Below are 16,410 nucleotides of genomic sequence, written 5' to 3'. Positions count from 1 at the left end.
GTCACCGTTTCCTCATTGTCTTGCTGTACTCAAACTGTCACGCGCGGCGTGCCGCTGCTGTGGGGCCGAGTGGGCCGTTCCCGGGGCCCACCGACCCCGAAGACGGGCCTGGTCGGCTCAACCGTGGGCGTCTGGTTCCTGATCTCCGTCCGGCCTGTCGCCGGTCCCGCACATGGAGGTGTGGGAGCGGGCCAAGGCCGAGGGTGCCAGAGCGGAGGAGCTGATGTCGGCTCCCGCGGTGTGCGCGCGCCCGGAATGGACCGTGGTCGAGGCGGCCCGCCTCATGGAAGTGCAGAACGTCAAACGCCTGCCCGTCGTGGACGAGACGGACAAACTGCTGGGCATCGTCAGCCGCAGCGACCTGCTCCGGGTCTTCCTGCGCCACGACGATGCCATTCGTGAGGAAATCAACCGGGACGTGCTGCAGTAGACGCTAGGCCTCGGTCCCTCGGCGGTGACGGTTGAGGTCCGGCAGGGGCAGGTCGTGCTCAGCGGCCCCGTCGAGTTCAAGAGCCTGATTCCCATCATCGAACGGCTGTGCCGGAGCGTCGACGGTGTGGTGTCCGTCACCGAGCACCTGGCCTACCGGACCGACGACGTCGGGAGTTCCACCACCGGCACGTGAGGCTGTCGTGCCGCTGCTGTCTGTCCACAAGGCCGACGACCGTGCCACCGCATACCTGTTCCGAGATCACTTCACCGTCTCACGCCGCGAGGCCGGAGCAGCCCCGTCCGGGGGAGTCCGCCCACCGTGCCGGAGCGCTTCGGCCGGAGGATTCTTCCATCGGCCGGGCCCGTCGGTGCGCAACCACCGGAACGTGCGCCACCTCCCGTCTGCCGCGCGCGGACCGGGTTCCTCCCCGAGCGCCACGCCGGGTTCCGCATGCGCCACCGGAGGATCTGGGGTACTTGTCGAATGAAGTGAGCCCGTGCCCGGCGCGTCTGCGCAGATACTCACCCCGTCGATCCTCTGCCGTCGTCCTCCACGCCCTGGAAGGGGGGCACAGGGGCCAACAGCAGTGCGGAAGGGCGGCTCCCACACCGTCGTTCCTGCTTCTTGCGAGACGGAGGCAGTTGTCATGGAGCCAGTCGTCACCGTGGGCCTCGACGGTTCACCCGAGAGCCTGGCCGCTGCCCGTTGGGCCGCCGACGAAGCTGAGCGGCGCAAGCTCACGCTGCGCCTGCTGCACGCATGGCCTCTGCTGGTGCCGGAACCGACCCGCATTCCCGCCGAGATGGATCAGAACTACTGGGCGAGGCGGATCGTGCACAACACGCGGGCAGAGCTTCAGGCACACCACCCGGGCCTCGCCGTCGTCGGCAGCCTGGTCGCCGACGATGCCGAGCACGCGCTGCTGCGAGCGGCGTCGGAGTCCGAGATGATCGTGCTCGGTTCGCGGGGGCTGGTACCCGTCGAGAGCTATTTCCTCGGCGACATCAGCATGCCCGTCGTGGCACGCTCCGAGCGGCCGGTGGTTCTGGTGCGAGCCAGTACCGGTGAAGACGGCCCCCAGCCCACTCGAACCGCGACACGCGGCGTGGTGGCGGCGCTCAAACTGCACGGACCCTGCGACGACCTGCTCCAATTCGCCTTCGAGACCGCTGCTGCGCGAGGTATGCCTCTTCGGGCCGTCCACGGCCGGAGCCTGCCGGTGGACGCGTACGTGCCTTGGGGCGCGGACCATGACGTGACGAAAGGAATCGTTCAGGACGCACAGAAGCTCCTCAGCCAGACCCTCCGCCCCTGGCGTGACAGGTTCCCGCAGGTGGACGTCACCGACAGCACTGCACTTGCAAGCCCCGCCAAGGCTGTCGTACGGGCCGCCGAGGGTGCCGATCTGCTCGTCGTCGGCCGACGTCAGCACCATCGTGCCCTGGCTCCACCCCTGGGGCCCGTGGCGCAGGCCGCCATTCATCACGCACGCTGCCCTGTCGCGGTCGTCCCCCACGATTGACGCGAGGGAGCCACACAGGGCCAACGCGCTGACCGCCCGAGGCCCGCCTCCCCTGGCGCAGGCCACCGTGCACTTGGCCATGGCGCCGAGTCGGGCAGGGAGCCGTCGGTGGCGCGGCGGATGGTGCGGTTGGCCGGTCGGACCCGCAGGGCCAGGAACTGCGAGCGCATCTCGGCGTTCGGATTGCGTCTGGTGGCCTTGCTGCCCTGGTGCCAGGTGGCGGTGCGGGCAGCCGCTTGGCCCACGGCCAGTGCCAGGGCGCGCAGGGTGGTGTGCGGTTGGTGGTAGGCGGACACGGGCGGCCCTGCCCGGAGTGCGGCGGGCGCTCGGGTGTGGCGTCGCCGGGGTGCGCGGTCGTGGTGGCTTTGACCGCGACCGCGTAGGTCAGGCCGCGCTCGGTCAGGCCCTCGCGAAAGCCGGTGGCGTCACCGTATCCGGCGTCGGCGACGACCGAAAGGTCGGGCAGCTCCCAGGGCAGGGCCCGTCGACGAGTTCGTAACGGCAACCGATCGTCACGTTGCTGAGGTCCGGATCCGCGTGGCGTGGCATGGGCCGTCGGGGGAGCAGCTTCCCTGCATTAGTAGAAAGCTGCATTCGTAGTAAAAGTCGGCTGTCCTCCGGCAAGGCCGGCCACGACCACGCTGTCTCCCTCCCCGAGCGCCGAACCCGGCTGGTTCCGGTCTATCGGGTGCGGACAGAACCCCAGTGGTGCTCGATTTCTTCCGCGATCCGATCGGCGAGCGGTACCACGGCGGCTGCGACAGATGCCGACAGGCCTTTGCCCAGGCTGCTGTCTGCTCCTTCCACGGCGTAGACGACCAGCTGTCCGGGCAGCCGGCCCAGCTCGCGGGCGAGCCGGACGGCGTCGCCGAGCCCGAGCCCGTGGGAGCTTGTCGCACCGCTTGTCCGCGGCAGCTGCCCACCGTCCAGTTCCAGGCGATGCAGCCGACCGGGATGTGCGGGATGTGCGTGTGCGGCGTCCACCACGATGGCGAGGCCGGCGCCCTCCCACAGTGTGATCAGCCGGGCGGGGTTGCCGTCGCACACAAACAGGGCGGCCCCGCTCGGCAGTGGTCGTTTCTCGGCCTGTTCCGCCAGCCGGGCCACGACAGCCCAGCCCACACCGTCGTCGTGGCGGAAGTCGTTCCCGACACCGATGACGGCAGTTCGCGTGGCGAGGTTCACACGCTTGCCTCTTCCCGTTGTACGGGCTCGCCACCATTGCCGGGCCCGTGCGGGGTCCGTACGGGGTACGGACACAGCCACCCGGACCATGCTGGGCCCGGTCGGCCCAGGCCAGGCAGCAGGCCCGTGCACATACTGGCCGGGACAACATCATCGGCGGTGTCGGAAGGTGGGCGCGATGGCGGACGACGACGGCACGGCTGCGGTGATCGACAAGGCCGGCCTGGACGTGCTCATCGGAGTGCTGGCCGGGCGTGGCCGTACGGTTGTGGGACCGACCGTACGGGACGGAGCGATCGTGCTGTCCGAGATCTCCGGTGGTGCGGAACTTCCCTACGGCTGGGGAGTCGAGTTGGAGGCAGGCGTCTACCGGTTGTGTGCCCGCCAGGACGGCGCCGCGTTCGCACACAGCGCGGGCCCTCAGTCCTGGAAGACGTTCCTGCACCCGCCGCGCGAGCGGCAGTGGACCGCCGATCGCGGTACCGACGGCGAGCTGGTGGTGACGGAGGACCGGACGTCACCGCCGTCGTACGCGTTCCTCGGCGTGCGCCCCTGCGACCTGCGGGCCATTGCGGTCCAGGACCGGGTGCTGACCGGCGGGACGTACAGTGACACGGCCTACCGCGGACGTCGTAAGAGGGCCTTCTTGGTAGCGGTGGAATGCACCGATCCGGGTGCCACCTGCTTCTGCGTGTCCATGGGCACTGGGCCGGCCGTCGGGCCCGGTTACGACCTGGCGCTGACCGAGGTGCTGGATGCCGATGGCCACCGCTTCCTGGTACGGGCCGGGAGCGAGGAGGGGCAGTCGGTCCTGGCCGAGCTGCCCCGCCGCCCCGCCGACGCCGCGACCCGGACCGCGGCCGGTGAGCGTGTCGCCGACGCGGCCGATCGCATGGGGCGCAGTATGCCGCTGGTGGACCTGCAGGTGCTGATGCGCGAGACTCTCACGGCCGAGCGCTGGGACGACGTCGCGGCCCGCTGCCTGACCTGCGGAAACTGCACCATGGTCTGCCCGACCTGCTTCTGCACCACCACGGAGGACGTCACTGACCTCACCGGTGACCACGCCGAGCGGTGGCGGCGCTGGGAGTCCTGCTTCGATCTGGATTTCTCCCACCTCCAGGCGGGCCCGGTCCGCGACTCCTCGCGCAGCCGGTACCGGCAGTGGGCCACCCACAAACTCGGCACCTGGTACGACCAGTTCGGGAGCTCCGGGTGCGTCGGCTGCGGACGCTGCATCGTGTGGTGCCCGGTCGGCATCGACATCACCGAGGAGGCCCACGCGCTCAACCTGGAACGGGGGGCCGCTGGGCAGAAGCCGGGGGAGAACCCGGCATGACCGTCGTCCGCCACGGCTTTCTCGGCGCCCTGTCGCTCGGCCACCGCGAGCGCCTGGTCGCGACTGCCCGCGATGTCTCCTTCCCCGGTGGCACCCGCATCTTCGAGGAGGGCGGCGTCGCCGACAGGTTCTGGATCATCCGTTCCGGGCTCGTCGCGCTCGACATCCACATCCCGGGCCGGTCCGCGGCAGTCGTGGAGACCCTCGGTGAAGGCGATCTGCTCGGCTGGTCCTGGTTGTTCGAGCCGTATCGCTGGCACCTCGGCGCGCAGGCCCGCAGCACCGTCTCGGCGTCCGAGTTCGACGCGGAGCGAGTCCGTGCCGCGTGTGAGGAGGATCCCGCGTTCGGCCTGGCGCTGACCAACTGCGTCGCGCAGGTGATCGCCCGGCGGCTGAAGTCCACCCGCCTCCGCCTGCTCGACCTGTACGGGCCTCCTGACGTCGGCGAGGCATGATGACGACTCCCGAGACATCAACCGCTCGCCCGTCGACTGTGCCCGTCCCGTACCGGGTGGTGGCACGCGAGGCCGAGACCTCCGACACCGCCACGATCACCCTGGAGCCGGTCCGCTCCGCTCTCCAGCCCGCCGCTCCGGGGCAGTTCGCGATGGTGTACGCCTTCGGCGTCGGTGAGATCCCGCTGTCGGTGAGCGGGATCGACAGGCACCGGCTGACGCACACCGTCCGCACGGTCGGGGTGACCTCCGGCGCACTGCACGCCCTGCGGCGCGGTGACACGGTCGGAGTGCGCGGACCGTTCGGAACCGGATGGGAACTGCCCGCCGCGACCGGGACGGACCTGATCGTCGTGGCCGGCGGTATCGGCCTGGCGCCGCTGCGCCCGCTCGTACGCGACGCGATGGCCGCACCCGAGCGGTACGGAAGGCTGAACGTCCTCATCGGAGCGCGCACGCCCCACGAGCTGCTCTACGGGGAGGAGATTCGCGGTTGGCGGTCGACTGCCCGGGTCCTGACCACCGTGGACCGCCCGGACCAGCTGTGGCGGGGCGAGGTCGGCGTGGTGACGACTCTGCTCGACCGGGCTGCCTTCGATCCCGGGGCGTCGTCGGCGTTCATCTGCGGCCCCGAGCCGATGATCCGGGCAACAGCCGGCGAGCTGGTGCACCGCGGCATCGATCCGGAGCGGATCCGGGTCTCGCTGGAACGCAATATGCAGTGTGCCACCGCCCACTGCGGGCATTGCCAGCTCGGCCCCCTCCTGCTTTGCCGCGACGGCCCCGTGGTCGGCTGGACCAAAGCCCGATCCCTACTCCTGGTCAGGGAGTTGTGACATGACCGCGAGTGAGCGTCCCAGACTCGCCGTTTGGAAGTTCGCCTCATGTGACGGATGCCAGCTCACCATGCTGGACTGCGAGGACGAACTCCTCGGCATTGCCGAGAAGGTGGAGATCTCACACTTCCTGGAGGCCTCCAGTGCCGACGCCCCGGGCCCGTACGATCTGTCACTGGTCGAGGGATCGGTCACCACCCGGCAGGACGCCGACCGGATCCAGCAGATCCGGGCCGACTCCAGGAGATTGGTGACCATCGGGGCGTGCGCGACCGCCGGAGGCGTCCAGGCGCTGCGCAATTACGCGAACGTCGCCGACTTCCAGGCCGCCGTCTACGCCAGACCGGACTACATCGAGACGCTCGCCACCTCCACACCCATCAGTGCCCATGTTCCTGTGGACTTCGAACTGCGCGGCTGTCCCATCGACCGTGGCCAACTGGTGGAGGTCATCACCGCCTACCTGGCCGGCCGTGAACCGGACGTACCCGCGCACAGTGTCTGCTTCGAGTGCAAGCAGCGCGGCACGGTCTGCGTGACGGTGGCCCACGGCACGCCCTGCCTGGGGCCGGTCACCCACGCCGGATGCGGTGCGCTCTGCCCCGCGTACGGGCGCGGCTGTTACGGCTGTTTCGGCCCGTCGAACTCGACCAACTTCCTCTCGTTCATCCCCCTTCTGCGCCGCGATGGCATGGACACTCTCGACGTGGTGCGAGTACTGCGCACCTTCAACACCGCCGCCCCCGAGTTCGACGCGGCCTCCCGGAAGGAACTGGAAGGGTGACCCACCGCGGCTCAAGGGTGTTGCACGTCGGATCGCTCGCCCGCGTCGAGGGCGAGGGCGCACTGTACCTGCGCATGGACGGCGCCGAGGTCACCGAGGCCCGACTGGCAATCTACGAACCCCCGCGCTTCTTCGAGGCATTCCTGCGCGGACGTTCCTACACCGAGCCGCCCGACATCACCTCCCGGGTATGCGGGATCTGCCCGGTGGCGTACCAGCTGAGCGCCTGCCGCGCGGTCGAGGACGCCTGCGGCGTCGTCGTGGAAGGACAACTGGCCGCGTTACGGAGACTGCTCTACTGCGGTGAGTGGATCGAGAGCCAGACACTGCACATCCACCTCCTCCACGCGCCCGACTTCCTCGGCTGCGACAGCATCATCGACATGGCCCGCACCCGACGTGCCGACGTCGAACGCGGCCTTCGGCTCAAGCAGGCCGGCAACGCGATTCTCGAACTGCTGGGCGGCCGGGCGATCCACCCGGTCAACGTGCGACTCGGTGGATTCCACCGCATCCCGACCACGAACGAACTGCGCCCGCTGGCCGAGCGGTTGCGCCGGGCCCGCGACGACGCGACCCAAACCGTACGCTGGGTGGCCGGCTTCGAGTTCCCCGACGCCGGATGCGAAAACGACCTGTTCGCCCTGTCCGAGCCCGGTACCTACGCGATCGAGTCCGGCACCCCGACCGTCATGCCCGCGCCGCACACCGCAGGCCTTCCCCCCGGATCCGACCGCGCGCTGCCCCTCCGTACCTTCGAGGTCCGTGAGTTCGGTGCCCACGTCGCCGAGAACCAAGTGCTCCACTCCACGGCCCTCCACTCCCTGCTGGACGACCGCCGCCACCTCACCGGCTCACTCGCCCGATACGCCATCAACGGCCGGTGGCTTTCGTCGATCGCCCTCCAGGCCGCCCACGACGCCGGACTCGGCGACCCCCGACAGGGCACCGTCTGTCGAAACCCCTTCCGCAGCATCATCGTCCGAGCAGTCGAGGTGCTCTACGCAGTCGACGAAGCATTGCGCATCATCGACGCCTACGAACCCCCACCGCACCCCTACGTCGACGTGCCCGCGCGCGCCGGAACGGGGCACGGGGCGACTGAGGCGCCGCGCGGCCTGCTCTACCACCGCTACACCCTCGACGCCGAAGGGACCGTCACCGACGCCAACCTGATCCCGCCGACCGTGCAGAACCTCGGCGCGATCGAGGAGGACCTCCGCCGCATCGTGCAGGAACGCCTGGCAGACGGCGACCCCACCGATGCGGAGCTGACCGCCCTGTGCGAACGGGCGATCCGCAATCACGACCCTTGCATCTCATGCTCGGCCCACTTTCTCGACCTCACCGTCGAGCGAACCCGAAACGGCTGCTGACGCCCCCACCGAGGACTCGGACGCCTCGCAGAAGCGGCACGGCCGACTGTTGTACAGCGGCGGTCCGACACCCCGGCGGCGGTCGAGAGGAGGGACACTTCCACGGGCCGGGAACGGTCGTGGCGGATCTCCTGTGGCTCGCCCGCAGGGCGGCTGTTCTCGATGCCCGTTCACCCGGGGGCGGTGAGGTCGCTCGGCGCGGCGTCCGTACTTCCGGCGCGGAGCAGCTGATTGCCGAGGTCGATCAGGGCCCGGCCGGCAGCGTACTCGTCGCCGATCTCGGGGACGAGTGCGTCGTGAGGGTTGCGCCGGGCGGAGGTGCGGCTCTGAAGGGTGGTGTCACCGGTGTCGAGGATGGCATGAACCTTGGTGAGGTCACCTTCCTCGAAGAGGTCCAGACGCACGATCCACTGCTTGGTGCGTGGCTTCTCGGTGCTGGTGTGTCGGGTCATGGTCAGGTACTTCCTTCCGCTGAGTACTCCAGGCTGCCTGGGAGGCGCGTCGCCTTTGATCGGCGGCGGCATGTCGCCTCTCCTCGCGGGTGAACCGGCAACGTCTCCGCGACCTCAGGACTCCAGCCTGCGCTGTGCGGGTCGTCCCCGGCTTGGGCCTACTGGTCCACAGGACATGCCGGACGGGTCCGCGCTGCCGTGACTGCTGTGGTCGGCGTTTCATCGGGAGTGCGGCCCTTCTTCCCGATGCACGCTGGAGGCCCAGCGCCGTCGGACGGCGTCCTCGTGTTCGCTCTGTTCCAGGGCGAGCTCGGTGCGGGCGAGTGCCTCGCGCAGGTTCGGGATCCAGTGGCGTTGCAGGGCACGGACTCGCTGGCGGGTGCTCTGCACCTCCGTGCCGATGATGCGGACGGCTGCTGCTGCGGCGGCGTGCTCGGCGGCCGCCAGGACCACCTCTCGGTATGCGGCCTCGGCGTGCACCAGAGCGGTGTTGGCCGGTGCGGCAGCGGTGGGGGAGCGGGCGGGCAGGGTGCAGGAGACGTCCGCCGGGTACAAGGCGCCCATGAAGCTGGTCCAGCGGGCCTCGACGTCGGTTCGGTCCAGCGCCTCCGCCGCCGCATCCAGGGCCCCCTCCCCGTTCAGCAGGAGACCGCGCACCAGCCAGGTTTCGGCCTCCTTCACCCGCTCGTGCCAGGCACGCGCGGCGGCTTCCTCGGCGCGTTGTAGACGCTGGTGCTCGGCGCGCAGGATGCGGAGCTTCTGTTCGAGGAGGTCCGCGCCGCGCTCGGCGACGTCCAGGCTGTGCCGAAGACGGAGGCGTCCGGCACGTCCGGGCGGGATGTGAAGGGTGCTCACGGCGCCGCCCCGTGTGCGTCGAGCAGGGCGTTCGGCAGCATGGCGAGCTGACTGCGGGGGAGGGTGAGGAGCACCTGCCAGGCGCGGTCCAGGGTCTGGTCCAGGGTGTGCAGTTCGTCGCGTCGCTGATCCACGAAACGGTGCAGGAAGGCCTGGTCGAACTCCAAGTACCGGCGGTCGGCCGGGCTCAGGGCCGCCTCCCCGACCAGGTCGGTGAGCTCACGGACCTGACGGGCGCGGGCGAGCGCGGCCAGCAATTGCGCCGCGACGTCGAGATGGTCGTCGCGAGTGCGGCCGGGCCCGGCGCCCTTGCGCATCAGCCGGGAGAGCGAGGAAAGCGCGTCCACAGGGGGGTAGACACCCTGGGCGTGGGTCTCGCGGGAGAGGACGACCTGGCCTTCGGTGATGTACCCGGTCAGATCAGGAACCGGGTGGGTGATGTCACCCGCGGGCATGGTCAGCACAGGCAGGACCGTGACGGAGCCCGGCCGGCCCTGGATCCGCCCGCAGCGCTCGTAGAGGGAGGCGAGGTCGCTGTAGAGGTAGCCGGGGTAGGCGCGACGCGCCGGGATCTCGCCGCGCGCCGCGGACACCTCGCGCAACGCCTCCGCATAGCTGGTCATGTCCGTCATCACCACGAGGACGTGCCTGCCACCGTCGAACGCGAGGTTCTCGGCGACGGTGAGTGCCAGGCGCGGAGTGAGGATCCGCTCGATGACTGGTTCGTCAGCCGTGTTGATCAGCAGCACCAGTTCGTGGGCGGCGGAGCGTTCCTCCAGGGCGTCCCGGACGAAGGAGGCGTCGGCGTGGGTGAGTCCCATACCGGCGAAGACCACGCAGAAGGGCTCGCCACCCGCGGTGGACTGGGCGGCGATCTGGGCGGCCAGCTCCAGGTGCGGCAGACCGGCGACGGAGAACACCGGCAGCTTCTGCCCGCGCACCAGGGTGGTGAGCCCGTCGACGGCGGCGACGCCGGTGAGTACGGGCTCTGCGGGTGGCTGTCGGCGCACCGGGTTGATCGGGGTGCCACCGACGGCCGCGGTGGTCGGCCCGAAGACCGGGGGCCCGCCATCGGTCGGCTCACCGCGGCCGTTGCAGACCCGGCCCAGCCAGCCGGGGCCGACCGGGATGCGAAGCGGCTCTCCGGCAAAGGCCATTCGCACGCGTGCGGGATCCATGCCGGCGGTGTCTTCCAGGACCTGCACCACAGCGACTTCGCGGTCCACTTCCAGTACGAGGCCGTGCCGTTGCTCGCCGGACTCAAGGGTGACCCGGACGAACTCGTCCCAGCCGACCCCCCTCACCCCTTCCACGACGGCGAGCGGGCCGCGCAGCTCACGGATGGCCGTGTACTCGACCTCACCCCAGGCGGTCACATCAGCTCCCTCAGTACGGCGAGCACGGCGTCCCGCCGGAGGGCCACGCCCGCAGAGTCGTGCGGGCCGACTTCCTCGCGGGCGCGCAGCAGTGGGCCGAAGTCCGCCTCCTCGATGGAGCCTGCCGGCACACCGGCCTCGGCCAGCTCCCGGCACCGCGCGATGACCGTGAGGACCGCCTCGGCCAGCGCCGAGGTCTTCTCCGGACCGCAGTAGGCGTCCCGGTCGGACAGGGCACTCTGCTGGAGGACCCCTTCGCGCACCAGTCGGCCGCCGAGTACGCTGACGCGTTCCTGGCCGGGGAGCGCGGTGATGCCGACCAGGTCGACGAGATCGGTGAGCCGGTCGGCCTCCGCCAGCAGGGCGCTGATCTCTGCCTGCCTGCCCGGCCACGCCGGGTCGCCGGCCTCCGCGTGTCCGGCCGCGAGGGCGTCGGCGTCGCGCGAGAAGGAGCCCGCCCAGGAGATCGCCGGATAGTGGCGGGCATAGGCGAGCTCGCGGTCGAGCATCCACAAGCAGCGTACGAACCGTTCGGTGTGGGCGGTCACCGGCTCGGCCATGTCCGCCCCGGGCGGGGAGACCGCGCCGATCACGGTGACCGAGCCCCGGCCACCCCCGAGGGTGGTCACCGCACCGGCCCGCTCGTAGAACGCGGCGATCGCCGAGGCGAGTCCCGCCGGATAGCCCTCCTCGGCCGGCAGGGCGCCGGTGCGGGAGGCGAACTCGCGCAGCGCCTCGGCCCACCGCGACGTGGAGTCGGCGATGACCACTACATCGTGTCCCATGTCCCGGAAGTACTCGGCAACCGTCGCTCCCGTGTAGATGCTGGCCTCCCGGGCCATCATCGGCATGTTGGAGGTGTTGGCGATGACCACCGTGCGCTCGACCAGCCGGCCTCCGGTGCGGGGGTCCGCGAGCTCGGAGAGTTCGGCGATGACATCGGCCATCTCATTGCCACGTTCTCCGCAGCCGACGTAGACGATGACATCGGCGTCGCACCACTTGGCGATCTGCTGGAGCAGCAGGGTCTTGCCTGTCCCGAATCCGCCGGGCACGGCTACCGTGCTGCCCCGGGCGACGGGGAAGAGTAGGTCGATCGCACGCTGACCGGTGTGAAGCGGTCGGCGGGCGTCGAGGCGTTCACGCACGGGGCGTGGTCGGCGGATCGGCCAGTCGGCGGTCATCCGGACCTCGGTGCCACCGACGACGGCCAGCAGCGAGTCCAGGGTGTAGTGCCCTTCCGGGACGATCTCCTTTACCGGGCCGGTGCAGCCGGGCGGTGCCAGGATCCGAGTCTGCACGGGACCCGCCTCCAGGACCTCGCCGAGCGCCTGCCCCCCTGTCACCTGTTCGCCGACTGCCACGGTAGGGGTGAACCCCCAGGTACGCGCGTCGTCTTCGCTTCCTCCGCTTCCGGGCAGCAGCCAGTCGCCGGAGGTCGACAGCGGGCGGAGCAGGCCATCGAAGATCCCGCCGAGCAGCCCCGGGCCCAGTCGCGCCGACAGCGGGCTGCCCCGGGGGCGGGCGCGGTGTCCGGGTGCCAGGCCACCGGTGTACTCGTACGCCTGGGCCGTCACCACAGTGTCGGTGATCTCCACCACCTCGCCGGGCAGTCCGGCCTCTCCCAGAGAGACCAAGTCGTTCATGGCGGTGTCTCCGGTGTACTCGAATTCGACCAGCGGTCCCGCAACGCGCAGGATCGCGGGATCGGCTCGGTGCAAGCCGGTCATGGTGCCCACAAGGCTTCCGCGTCCGCGCCCAGGCGGTCGAGTGCACGGGCGGCGAGGGCGTCCAAGGTGAAGTCGGATCGCCGACCGGCAGTGTGGGCGATCACCCCTCCGTCGGGGTGTTCGGCAACGGTGGCGTCGGGACCGAGGAGCTGTCGGGCCCGCCGCTCCAACCTGTCGAGTACGCCGGGGTAGTCCGCCGTGTACCGCAGGGCCCGGAAGCGTTCTGTCACCTGGCGGTGAAGCTCCTCGTATGCTTCCCGGCGGGCAGCCTGCTCGCAGGCCCTGGCATTCCAGCGGGCCCGCAGCAACTCCGCCGCTCCGGCGGCAGCGCCCTCTGCCGCACCCTCGCGACGGGCCTGTTCCACGATCTCTTCGGCATCGTTCCTGGCCCGGTCGAGCACCGCCTCGGCATCGCGCGGCCTCGACGATCAGCGCTTCGGCGTCGGCCCGGGCCGAGCGCAGCAATTCCGCCCGTACCGTCGCGAGGGCATCTGCCTGGCCAGCGGTTGGTGTCGTCATGCCGGCATCACCGCGATCAGGGGCCGCGTACCCTGCAACTGCGTCCGGCCGAGCACCTCGGCTACGGCCGGGGTGACGATTACCAGCGTGACCTCGTCCGACACGCTCCGCCAGGCTTGGCGTACCGCCTCGGGGTCCTCTGCGACGAGGACGCTCACCCCGGCGAGCGACAGCCCGGCCACCCGCGCCCGTGCTCCGATGGCTACCACCCGCCCCATGGTCAGGCCTTGCCCAGCAGCAGGACCGCGACGACCAGCCCGTAGATGGCGATTCCTTCGGCGAGTCCGACGATGACCATCGCCCGGCCGAACAGCTCGGGACGCTCGCTCATGGCGGCCAGCGCCGCCGCTCCGGTGTAGGCGACGGCGATCGACGCACCGATCGAGGCCCCTGCCACCGCGATCGCGGCGCCGATCAGAGCGGCGGACCCGGCACCGGACCCGGCAGCGGCAGTGCTGGACGCCGCCGCCCGTGCCGCGCTGCCGCTGAGCGCGACGATCAGCAGAGCGAGCGCACCGCCGAACAGCAGCACGTCAGCGGCGATGATCAACCGGAGGGCGGCCCGGCCGTGCCGGCGCGCCAACTGGCGGGTGACGGCAAAGATGACCGCGAGGGCGGGAAGGGCGATGAGCCAGGCGATCACGGTGCCACCTCCGTGTGTTGCGTGGGCACATGCCAGGGGCGGAAAGGACGGCCCCAGGTCTCGAAGACCCGGGAGAACAGCTCGTAGAACTCCAGCCGCAGGGCCTGTACCCCGGCGACCAGCGCCTCCAGCGAGAACGCCAGGGCATTGCCCACGGCGAAAACAACCGCCGCCCCTATCAGCCCGCCCGGACCCATGTGGGCCAGTGCGGTCGTTCCCCTCCACACGACGGCGCCGAGCGCCGCGTGCGTCAACCCGAAGGCGGCCAGCCGTGCGAAGGAGACAGTGTTCGAGAAGATCCGTACCACCGAGTCGAAGAGCTGAACCGCGGTCTGCATCGCCCCGGGGACACCGCCCCCCGAAGCGATGAACAGCCCCCAGCCGACCAGCACGAGACCGCAGACCGCAATCCCGGTTCCCGTGAGGGTGAGGTACGTGTGGTGCAGATACCCACCTGCGGCGAGGCCGACGAGCCCGAGGAACAGGGCCGAACCCGCGATGCCGGAGACCGCGTACAGCGCCCGCGCCGGCCCGCCCTCCCGCCAGCGGTTGACGATGCCCGCGCCGTACGCCAGCGCGAGCAGCACCGCGCCGACTCCGCCGGCGGCCGCGATCAGCCGTTCGGGATGGTCCAGAGGGGCCAGCCAGAGTACGGGAAGGACCTTCGTCGGACCGAAGAACTCGCCGTAGGCGAAGCCGAACGCAATACTCGTGGCCCCGGCCCCCGCGACAAAGGGCCACATCGCACGGAGCCGTGCCAGCCTGCGGGGGCGGCCGGTCCGCAGCAGGAGCGCCATCAGGAGCAGCAGTGCGCCGTGCCCCGCGTCGCCGAACATCATGCCGAACATCACCACGTACGCGATCCCGGCGGGCCACGTCGGGTCGACATCCGCGTACGGCACTGTCCCGTAGGTGCGCACCAGCGGCGTGAACGAACGGTGCACCGGACCGGTGCTGCGCAACAGGGTCGGCGGGTCGACGCCCCGCGGTGCTGTCAACGCCACGAGCGCGCAGCCGAGCTCGGCCACTCGCCCAGCCGTCGCCGGTACCTCGCTGGCTGGGCACCAGCCGGCGAGCGCCACCACGTTTCCGCGCCGCACAGCGCTGCCGGAACGCTCCTCAAGCTGTGCCTCGCCCGCGAGCAGACCCGCGTGGCCCTCGTGTTCGAGGGCGTCGAGGTCGGGAGGGTCGGCGGAGAGCATCGCTCTCGGCGGCTCGGCGCGCAGAAGCTGCAGCCGACGCGCGGCCGGTCCACGCTCGCCCTGCCCGGAGCCGTCCGCCCGGTCGATCTCGACGCACCCGGCGTCCGCGAGCCGCACCAGCGTCTCCCGGAGTGCCTCGCGCGGCACGACGATCGCCACCCGTTGCATGCGGACCGGTGTCACGGCCTCAGCCCAGCGCATCGAACGCCTCCAGCGTGCCGCCCCGTGCGGCCGACTCCAGCGCCGCCCGTACCCGCCAGGCGTCCGTGGAGAGCAACGCGACAGCACCGACGACCGGCGCGGCGTCCAGGCGCGAGCCGCGCAACAGCGCGGAGCCCTCCTCCTCGACCCGATTCCACCAGCGCGCCTCGGCTTGCCAGAGATCGGCCGACTCGTCGATACCGTCCACCGCCCAGCGCGCCGTGCCCGGCAGCTGCCGACGGAAGTCGGCGAAGGAAGCGGCGCGCAGGACTCCGGGGCCGAGGACCCGGGCAGCGCGCCGACCGGACGGTTCCGTCAGCCGACGCCCGTGAACGAACAGCTCACGGGCGACCAGCAGGGCAAGACGTCCTGCCGCCCAGGACACCGCCTCCGGCACGGCCCCCGCTGTGCGGGTGGCGGCCGAGATCCGCAGACCGATGCCCACCGCAGCCGCCGAGTCGCCTCCCGGATCCCCCCACGCACAGGAGGCCAGCGCGGCCCGCAGTTCGGCCGGCGACCGGCTTTCGGCCAGTCGAGGCCAGGCCGTCGCCAACCCGCCGAGCCGGTACGGGCACGGCCTGCCAGCAGCCGTGCCCGATAGCACCCGCAAGTGCTCCTCCACGTTGGCGACCTCGAAGCCGGCCGCCAGCACGCGGACCGCGCCTGCCCCTTGACGCGGCAGCCAACCCGCGACCACCCGCAGATGCCACAGCAGAGTCGCCGCTACGGACCGCTGTGCGGCCGCCAGCCCAGCCTCCGCGTCGAGCACGCGCCGGTACGGCGTAGCTGCCAGCTGTCCGAGGGCGTCATCAAGCGTGGCTGCGGCAGCCACTTCACGGGCCCCGCGCACTCCCAGACGGCGCGACACCATGGCTCTGGCCCGGGTCACCCCAGCGACCCATCCTGCTCCCACCGAGACCTCCCCCCCGGCGCGTTCCCCCCGGTCACGACCGAGGCGCCGGTCTCTGCGAAGTCCGCCAGCACGCGGTCGACGAGGGAAGCCATGCGTTGCTGCGCTCGGCGCTTCAGCAGGGCGGCTTTGCGCTCCGACTCCGCAAGACACTCCGCCGCCTCGGTCTTGGCCAGGCCGTAGGTATGCGCGGCGCTCTCCGTCCGCACCTCACGTGCGCGAATCCGGGCCAGCACCACGATTTCCTCGGCTTTGTCGGCAGTCGCCCGTCGGTTCTGTTCCGCCTGCTGAGCGGCCGCTTCGCGGATCTGTTGTGCCTCGGTCTCTGCTTGTCCCAGGCACGAGAGCACTGGGTCCAGTTCGGCCGCGAGGTCCGCCGAACGATCTGCAGGCACACCCGTTGTGTTCGCCGGGCCCGGCGAACCGGCCGGACGGAACCGCATCAGGAAGTCCCGGAACGCCGTCACGACAGCTCCTTGAAGTGCATCCCCACTTCAGTGTCTACGGTTGTCGTACCGCTGTCGCCCTGGACTGGACCGATCGGCCCGCACCAGGGCATTCCCCTTCGCGGCTCATCCGACGGCTGCCGGAC

General features: G+C 70.7%; 17 protein-coding genes and 2 pseudogenes. 7 read left to right on the top strand and 12 right to left on the bottom strand.

The window, feature by feature from the left end; all coding sequences use genetic code 11:
* Positions 1-145 precede the first annotated feature (145 nt).
* Positions 146-625 (top strand): annotated as a pseudogene (locus ACH4EW_RS24465) (CBS domain-containing protein); the annotation flags it as partial.
* Between the two features lie 454 nt (positions 626-1,079).
* Positions 1,080-1,955: a universal stress protein gene (locus ACH4EW_RS24460; protein ID WP_398260245.1), complete on the top strand. Its 876-nt coding sequence runs from the start codon at positions 1,080-1,082 to the stop codon at positions 1,953-1,955.
* A gap of 298 nt (positions 1,956-2,253) precedes the next feature.
* On the opposite strand, the pseudogene ACH4EW_RS24455 reads toward ACH4EW_RS24460, so the two are convergent.
* Positions 2,254-2,460: pseudogene (locus ACH4EW_RS24455) on the bottom strand (transposase); the annotation flags it as partial.
* A 176-nt stretch (positions 2,461-2,636) separates the two neighbouring features.
* Positions 2,637-3,140 (bottom strand): hydrogenase maturation protease, encoded by a 504-nt coding sequence (locus ACH4EW_RS24450; RefSeq protein ID WP_398260243.1) that lies wholly within the window; start codon positions 3,138-3,140, stop codon positions 2,637-2,639.
* A 178-nt stretch (positions 3,141-3,318) separates the two neighbouring features.
* Here ACH4EW_RS24450 and ACH4EW_RS24445 point away from each other — a divergent pair, with 178 nt between their 5' ends.
* From ACH4EW_RS24445 to ACH4EW_RS24425, 5 genes are read left to right on the top strand one after another with little or no spacing between them, the layout of a single operon-like run.
* Positions 3,319-4,479 carry a 4Fe-4S dicluster domain-containing protein gene (locus ACH4EW_RS24445; protein ID WP_398260241.1) on the top strand — a complete coding sequence of 387 codons (1,161 nt, stop codon included), beginning with the start codon at positions 3,319-3,321 and terminating at the stop codon, positions 4,477-4,479.
* Complete coding sequence (locus tag ACH4EW_RS24440; RefSeq protein ID WP_398260239.1) at positions 4,476-4,934, top strand: cyclic nucleotide-binding domain-containing protein; 459 nt, start codon at positions 4,476-4,478, stop codon at positions 4,932-4,934. Before ACH4EW_RS24445 ends, ACH4EW_RS24440 begins: the two co-directional genes overlap by 4 nt.
* Complete coding sequence (locus ACH4EW_RS24435; RefSeq protein ID WP_398260237.1) at positions 4,934-5,770, top strand: FAD/NAD(P)-binding protein; 837 nt, start codon at positions 4,934-4,936, stop codon at positions 5,768-5,770. The genes ACH4EW_RS24440 and ACH4EW_RS24435 overlap by 1 nt, the downstream gene beginning before the upstream one ends.
* Before the next feature lies 1 nt (position 5,771).
* Complete coding sequence (locus ACH4EW_RS24430; RefSeq protein ID WP_398260235.1) at positions 5,772-6,554, top strand: oxidoreductase; 783 nt, start codon at positions 5,772-5,774, stop codon at positions 6,552-6,554.
* Positions 6,551-7,930, top strand: a complete 1,380-nt coding sequence (locus ACH4EW_RS24425) for a Ni/Fe hydrogenase subunit alpha (protein ID WP_398260233.1) — start codon at positions 6,551-6,553, stop codon at positions 7,928-7,930. Before ACH4EW_RS24430 ends, ACH4EW_RS24425 begins: the two co-directional genes overlap by 4 nt.
* Before the next feature lie 170 nt (positions 7,931-8,100).
* Here the strand turns inward: ACH4EW_RS24425 and ACH4EW_RS24420 are convergent, their stop codons facing one another.
* The 10 genes from ACH4EW_RS24420 to ACH4EW_RS24375 form a co-directional block, all read right to left on the bottom strand.
* Positions 8,101-8,382, bottom strand: coding sequence for a dsRBD fold-containing protein (locus ACH4EW_RS24420; RefSeq protein ID WP_398260231.1), 282 nt, complete (start codon positions 8,380-8,382; stop codon positions 8,101-8,103).
* A gap of 219 nt (positions 8,383-8,601) precedes the next feature.
* On the bottom strand, positions 8,602-9,237 hold the full coding sequence (locus ACH4EW_RS24415) for a V-type ATP synthase subunit D (protein ID WP_398260229.1): 636 nt from the start codon (positions 9,235-9,237) through the stop codon (positions 8,602-8,604).
* Positions 9,234-10,613: a V-type ATP synthase subunit B gene (locus tag ACH4EW_RS24410; protein WP_398260227.1), complete on the bottom strand. Its 1,380-nt coding sequence runs from the start codon at positions 10,611-10,613 to the stop codon at positions 9,234-9,236. The genes ACH4EW_RS24415 and ACH4EW_RS24410 overlap by 4 nt, the downstream gene beginning before the upstream one ends.
* Entirely contained in the window at positions 10,610-12,343 is a 1,734-nt protein-coding gene (locus ACH4EW_RS24405) for a V-type ATP synthase subunit A (RefSeq protein WP_398260225.1), read from the bottom strand. The genes ACH4EW_RS24410 and ACH4EW_RS24405 overlap by 4 nt, the downstream gene beginning before the upstream one ends.
* Complete coding sequence (locus ACH4EW_RS24400; RefSeq protein WP_398260223.1) at positions 12,340-12,708, bottom strand: hypothetical protein; 369 nt, start codon at positions 12,706-12,708, stop codon at positions 12,340-12,342. Before ACH4EW_RS24400 ends, ACH4EW_RS24405 begins: the two co-directional genes overlap by 4 nt.
* A gap of 150 nt (positions 12,709-12,858) precedes the next feature.
* Complete coding sequence (locus ACH4EW_RS24395; RefSeq protein WP_398260221.1) at positions 12,859-13,080, bottom strand: V-type ATP synthase subunit F; 222 nt, start codon at positions 13,078-13,080, stop codon at positions 12,859-12,861.
* 2 nt (positions 13,081-13,082) lie between these two features.
* Positions 13,083-13,505: an ATP synthase subunit C gene (locus ACH4EW_RS24390; RefSeq protein WP_398260219.1), complete on the bottom strand. Its 423-nt coding sequence runs from the start codon at positions 13,503-13,505 to the stop codon at positions 13,083-13,085.
* The gene (locus tag ACH4EW_RS24385; protein WP_398260217.1) at positions 13,502-14,908 is read right to left on the bottom strand and encodes a V-type ATPase 116kDa subunit family protein; all 1,407 of its coding nucleotides are present in this window, start codon (positions 14,906-14,908) and stop codon (positions 13,502-13,504) included. Before ACH4EW_RS24385 ends, ACH4EW_RS24390 begins: the two co-directional genes overlap by 4 nt.
* Positions 14,895-15,797 (bottom strand): hypothetical protein, encoded by a 903-nt coding sequence (locus tag ACH4EW_RS24380; RefSeq protein ID WP_398260215.1) that lies wholly within the window; start codon positions 15,795-15,797, stop codon positions 14,895-14,897. Before ACH4EW_RS24380 ends, ACH4EW_RS24385 begins: the two co-directional genes overlap by 14 nt.
* On the bottom strand, positions 15,794-16,285 hold the full coding sequence (locus ACH4EW_RS24375; protein ID WP_398260214.1) for a hypothetical protein: 492 nt from the start codon (positions 16,283-16,285) through the stop codon (positions 15,794-15,796). Before ACH4EW_RS24375 ends, ACH4EW_RS24380 begins: the two co-directional genes overlap by 4 nt.
* Positions 16,286-16,410: the final 125 nt, after the last annotated feature.

It is taken from the genome of Streptomyces sp. NPDC018000 (assembly GCF_044328025.1).
Classification (GTDB): domain Bacteria; phylum Actinomycetota; class Actinomycetes; order Streptomycetales; family Streptomycetaceae; genus Streptomyces.
This window is presented reverse-complemented; position numbering and strand designations above follow the sequence as displayed.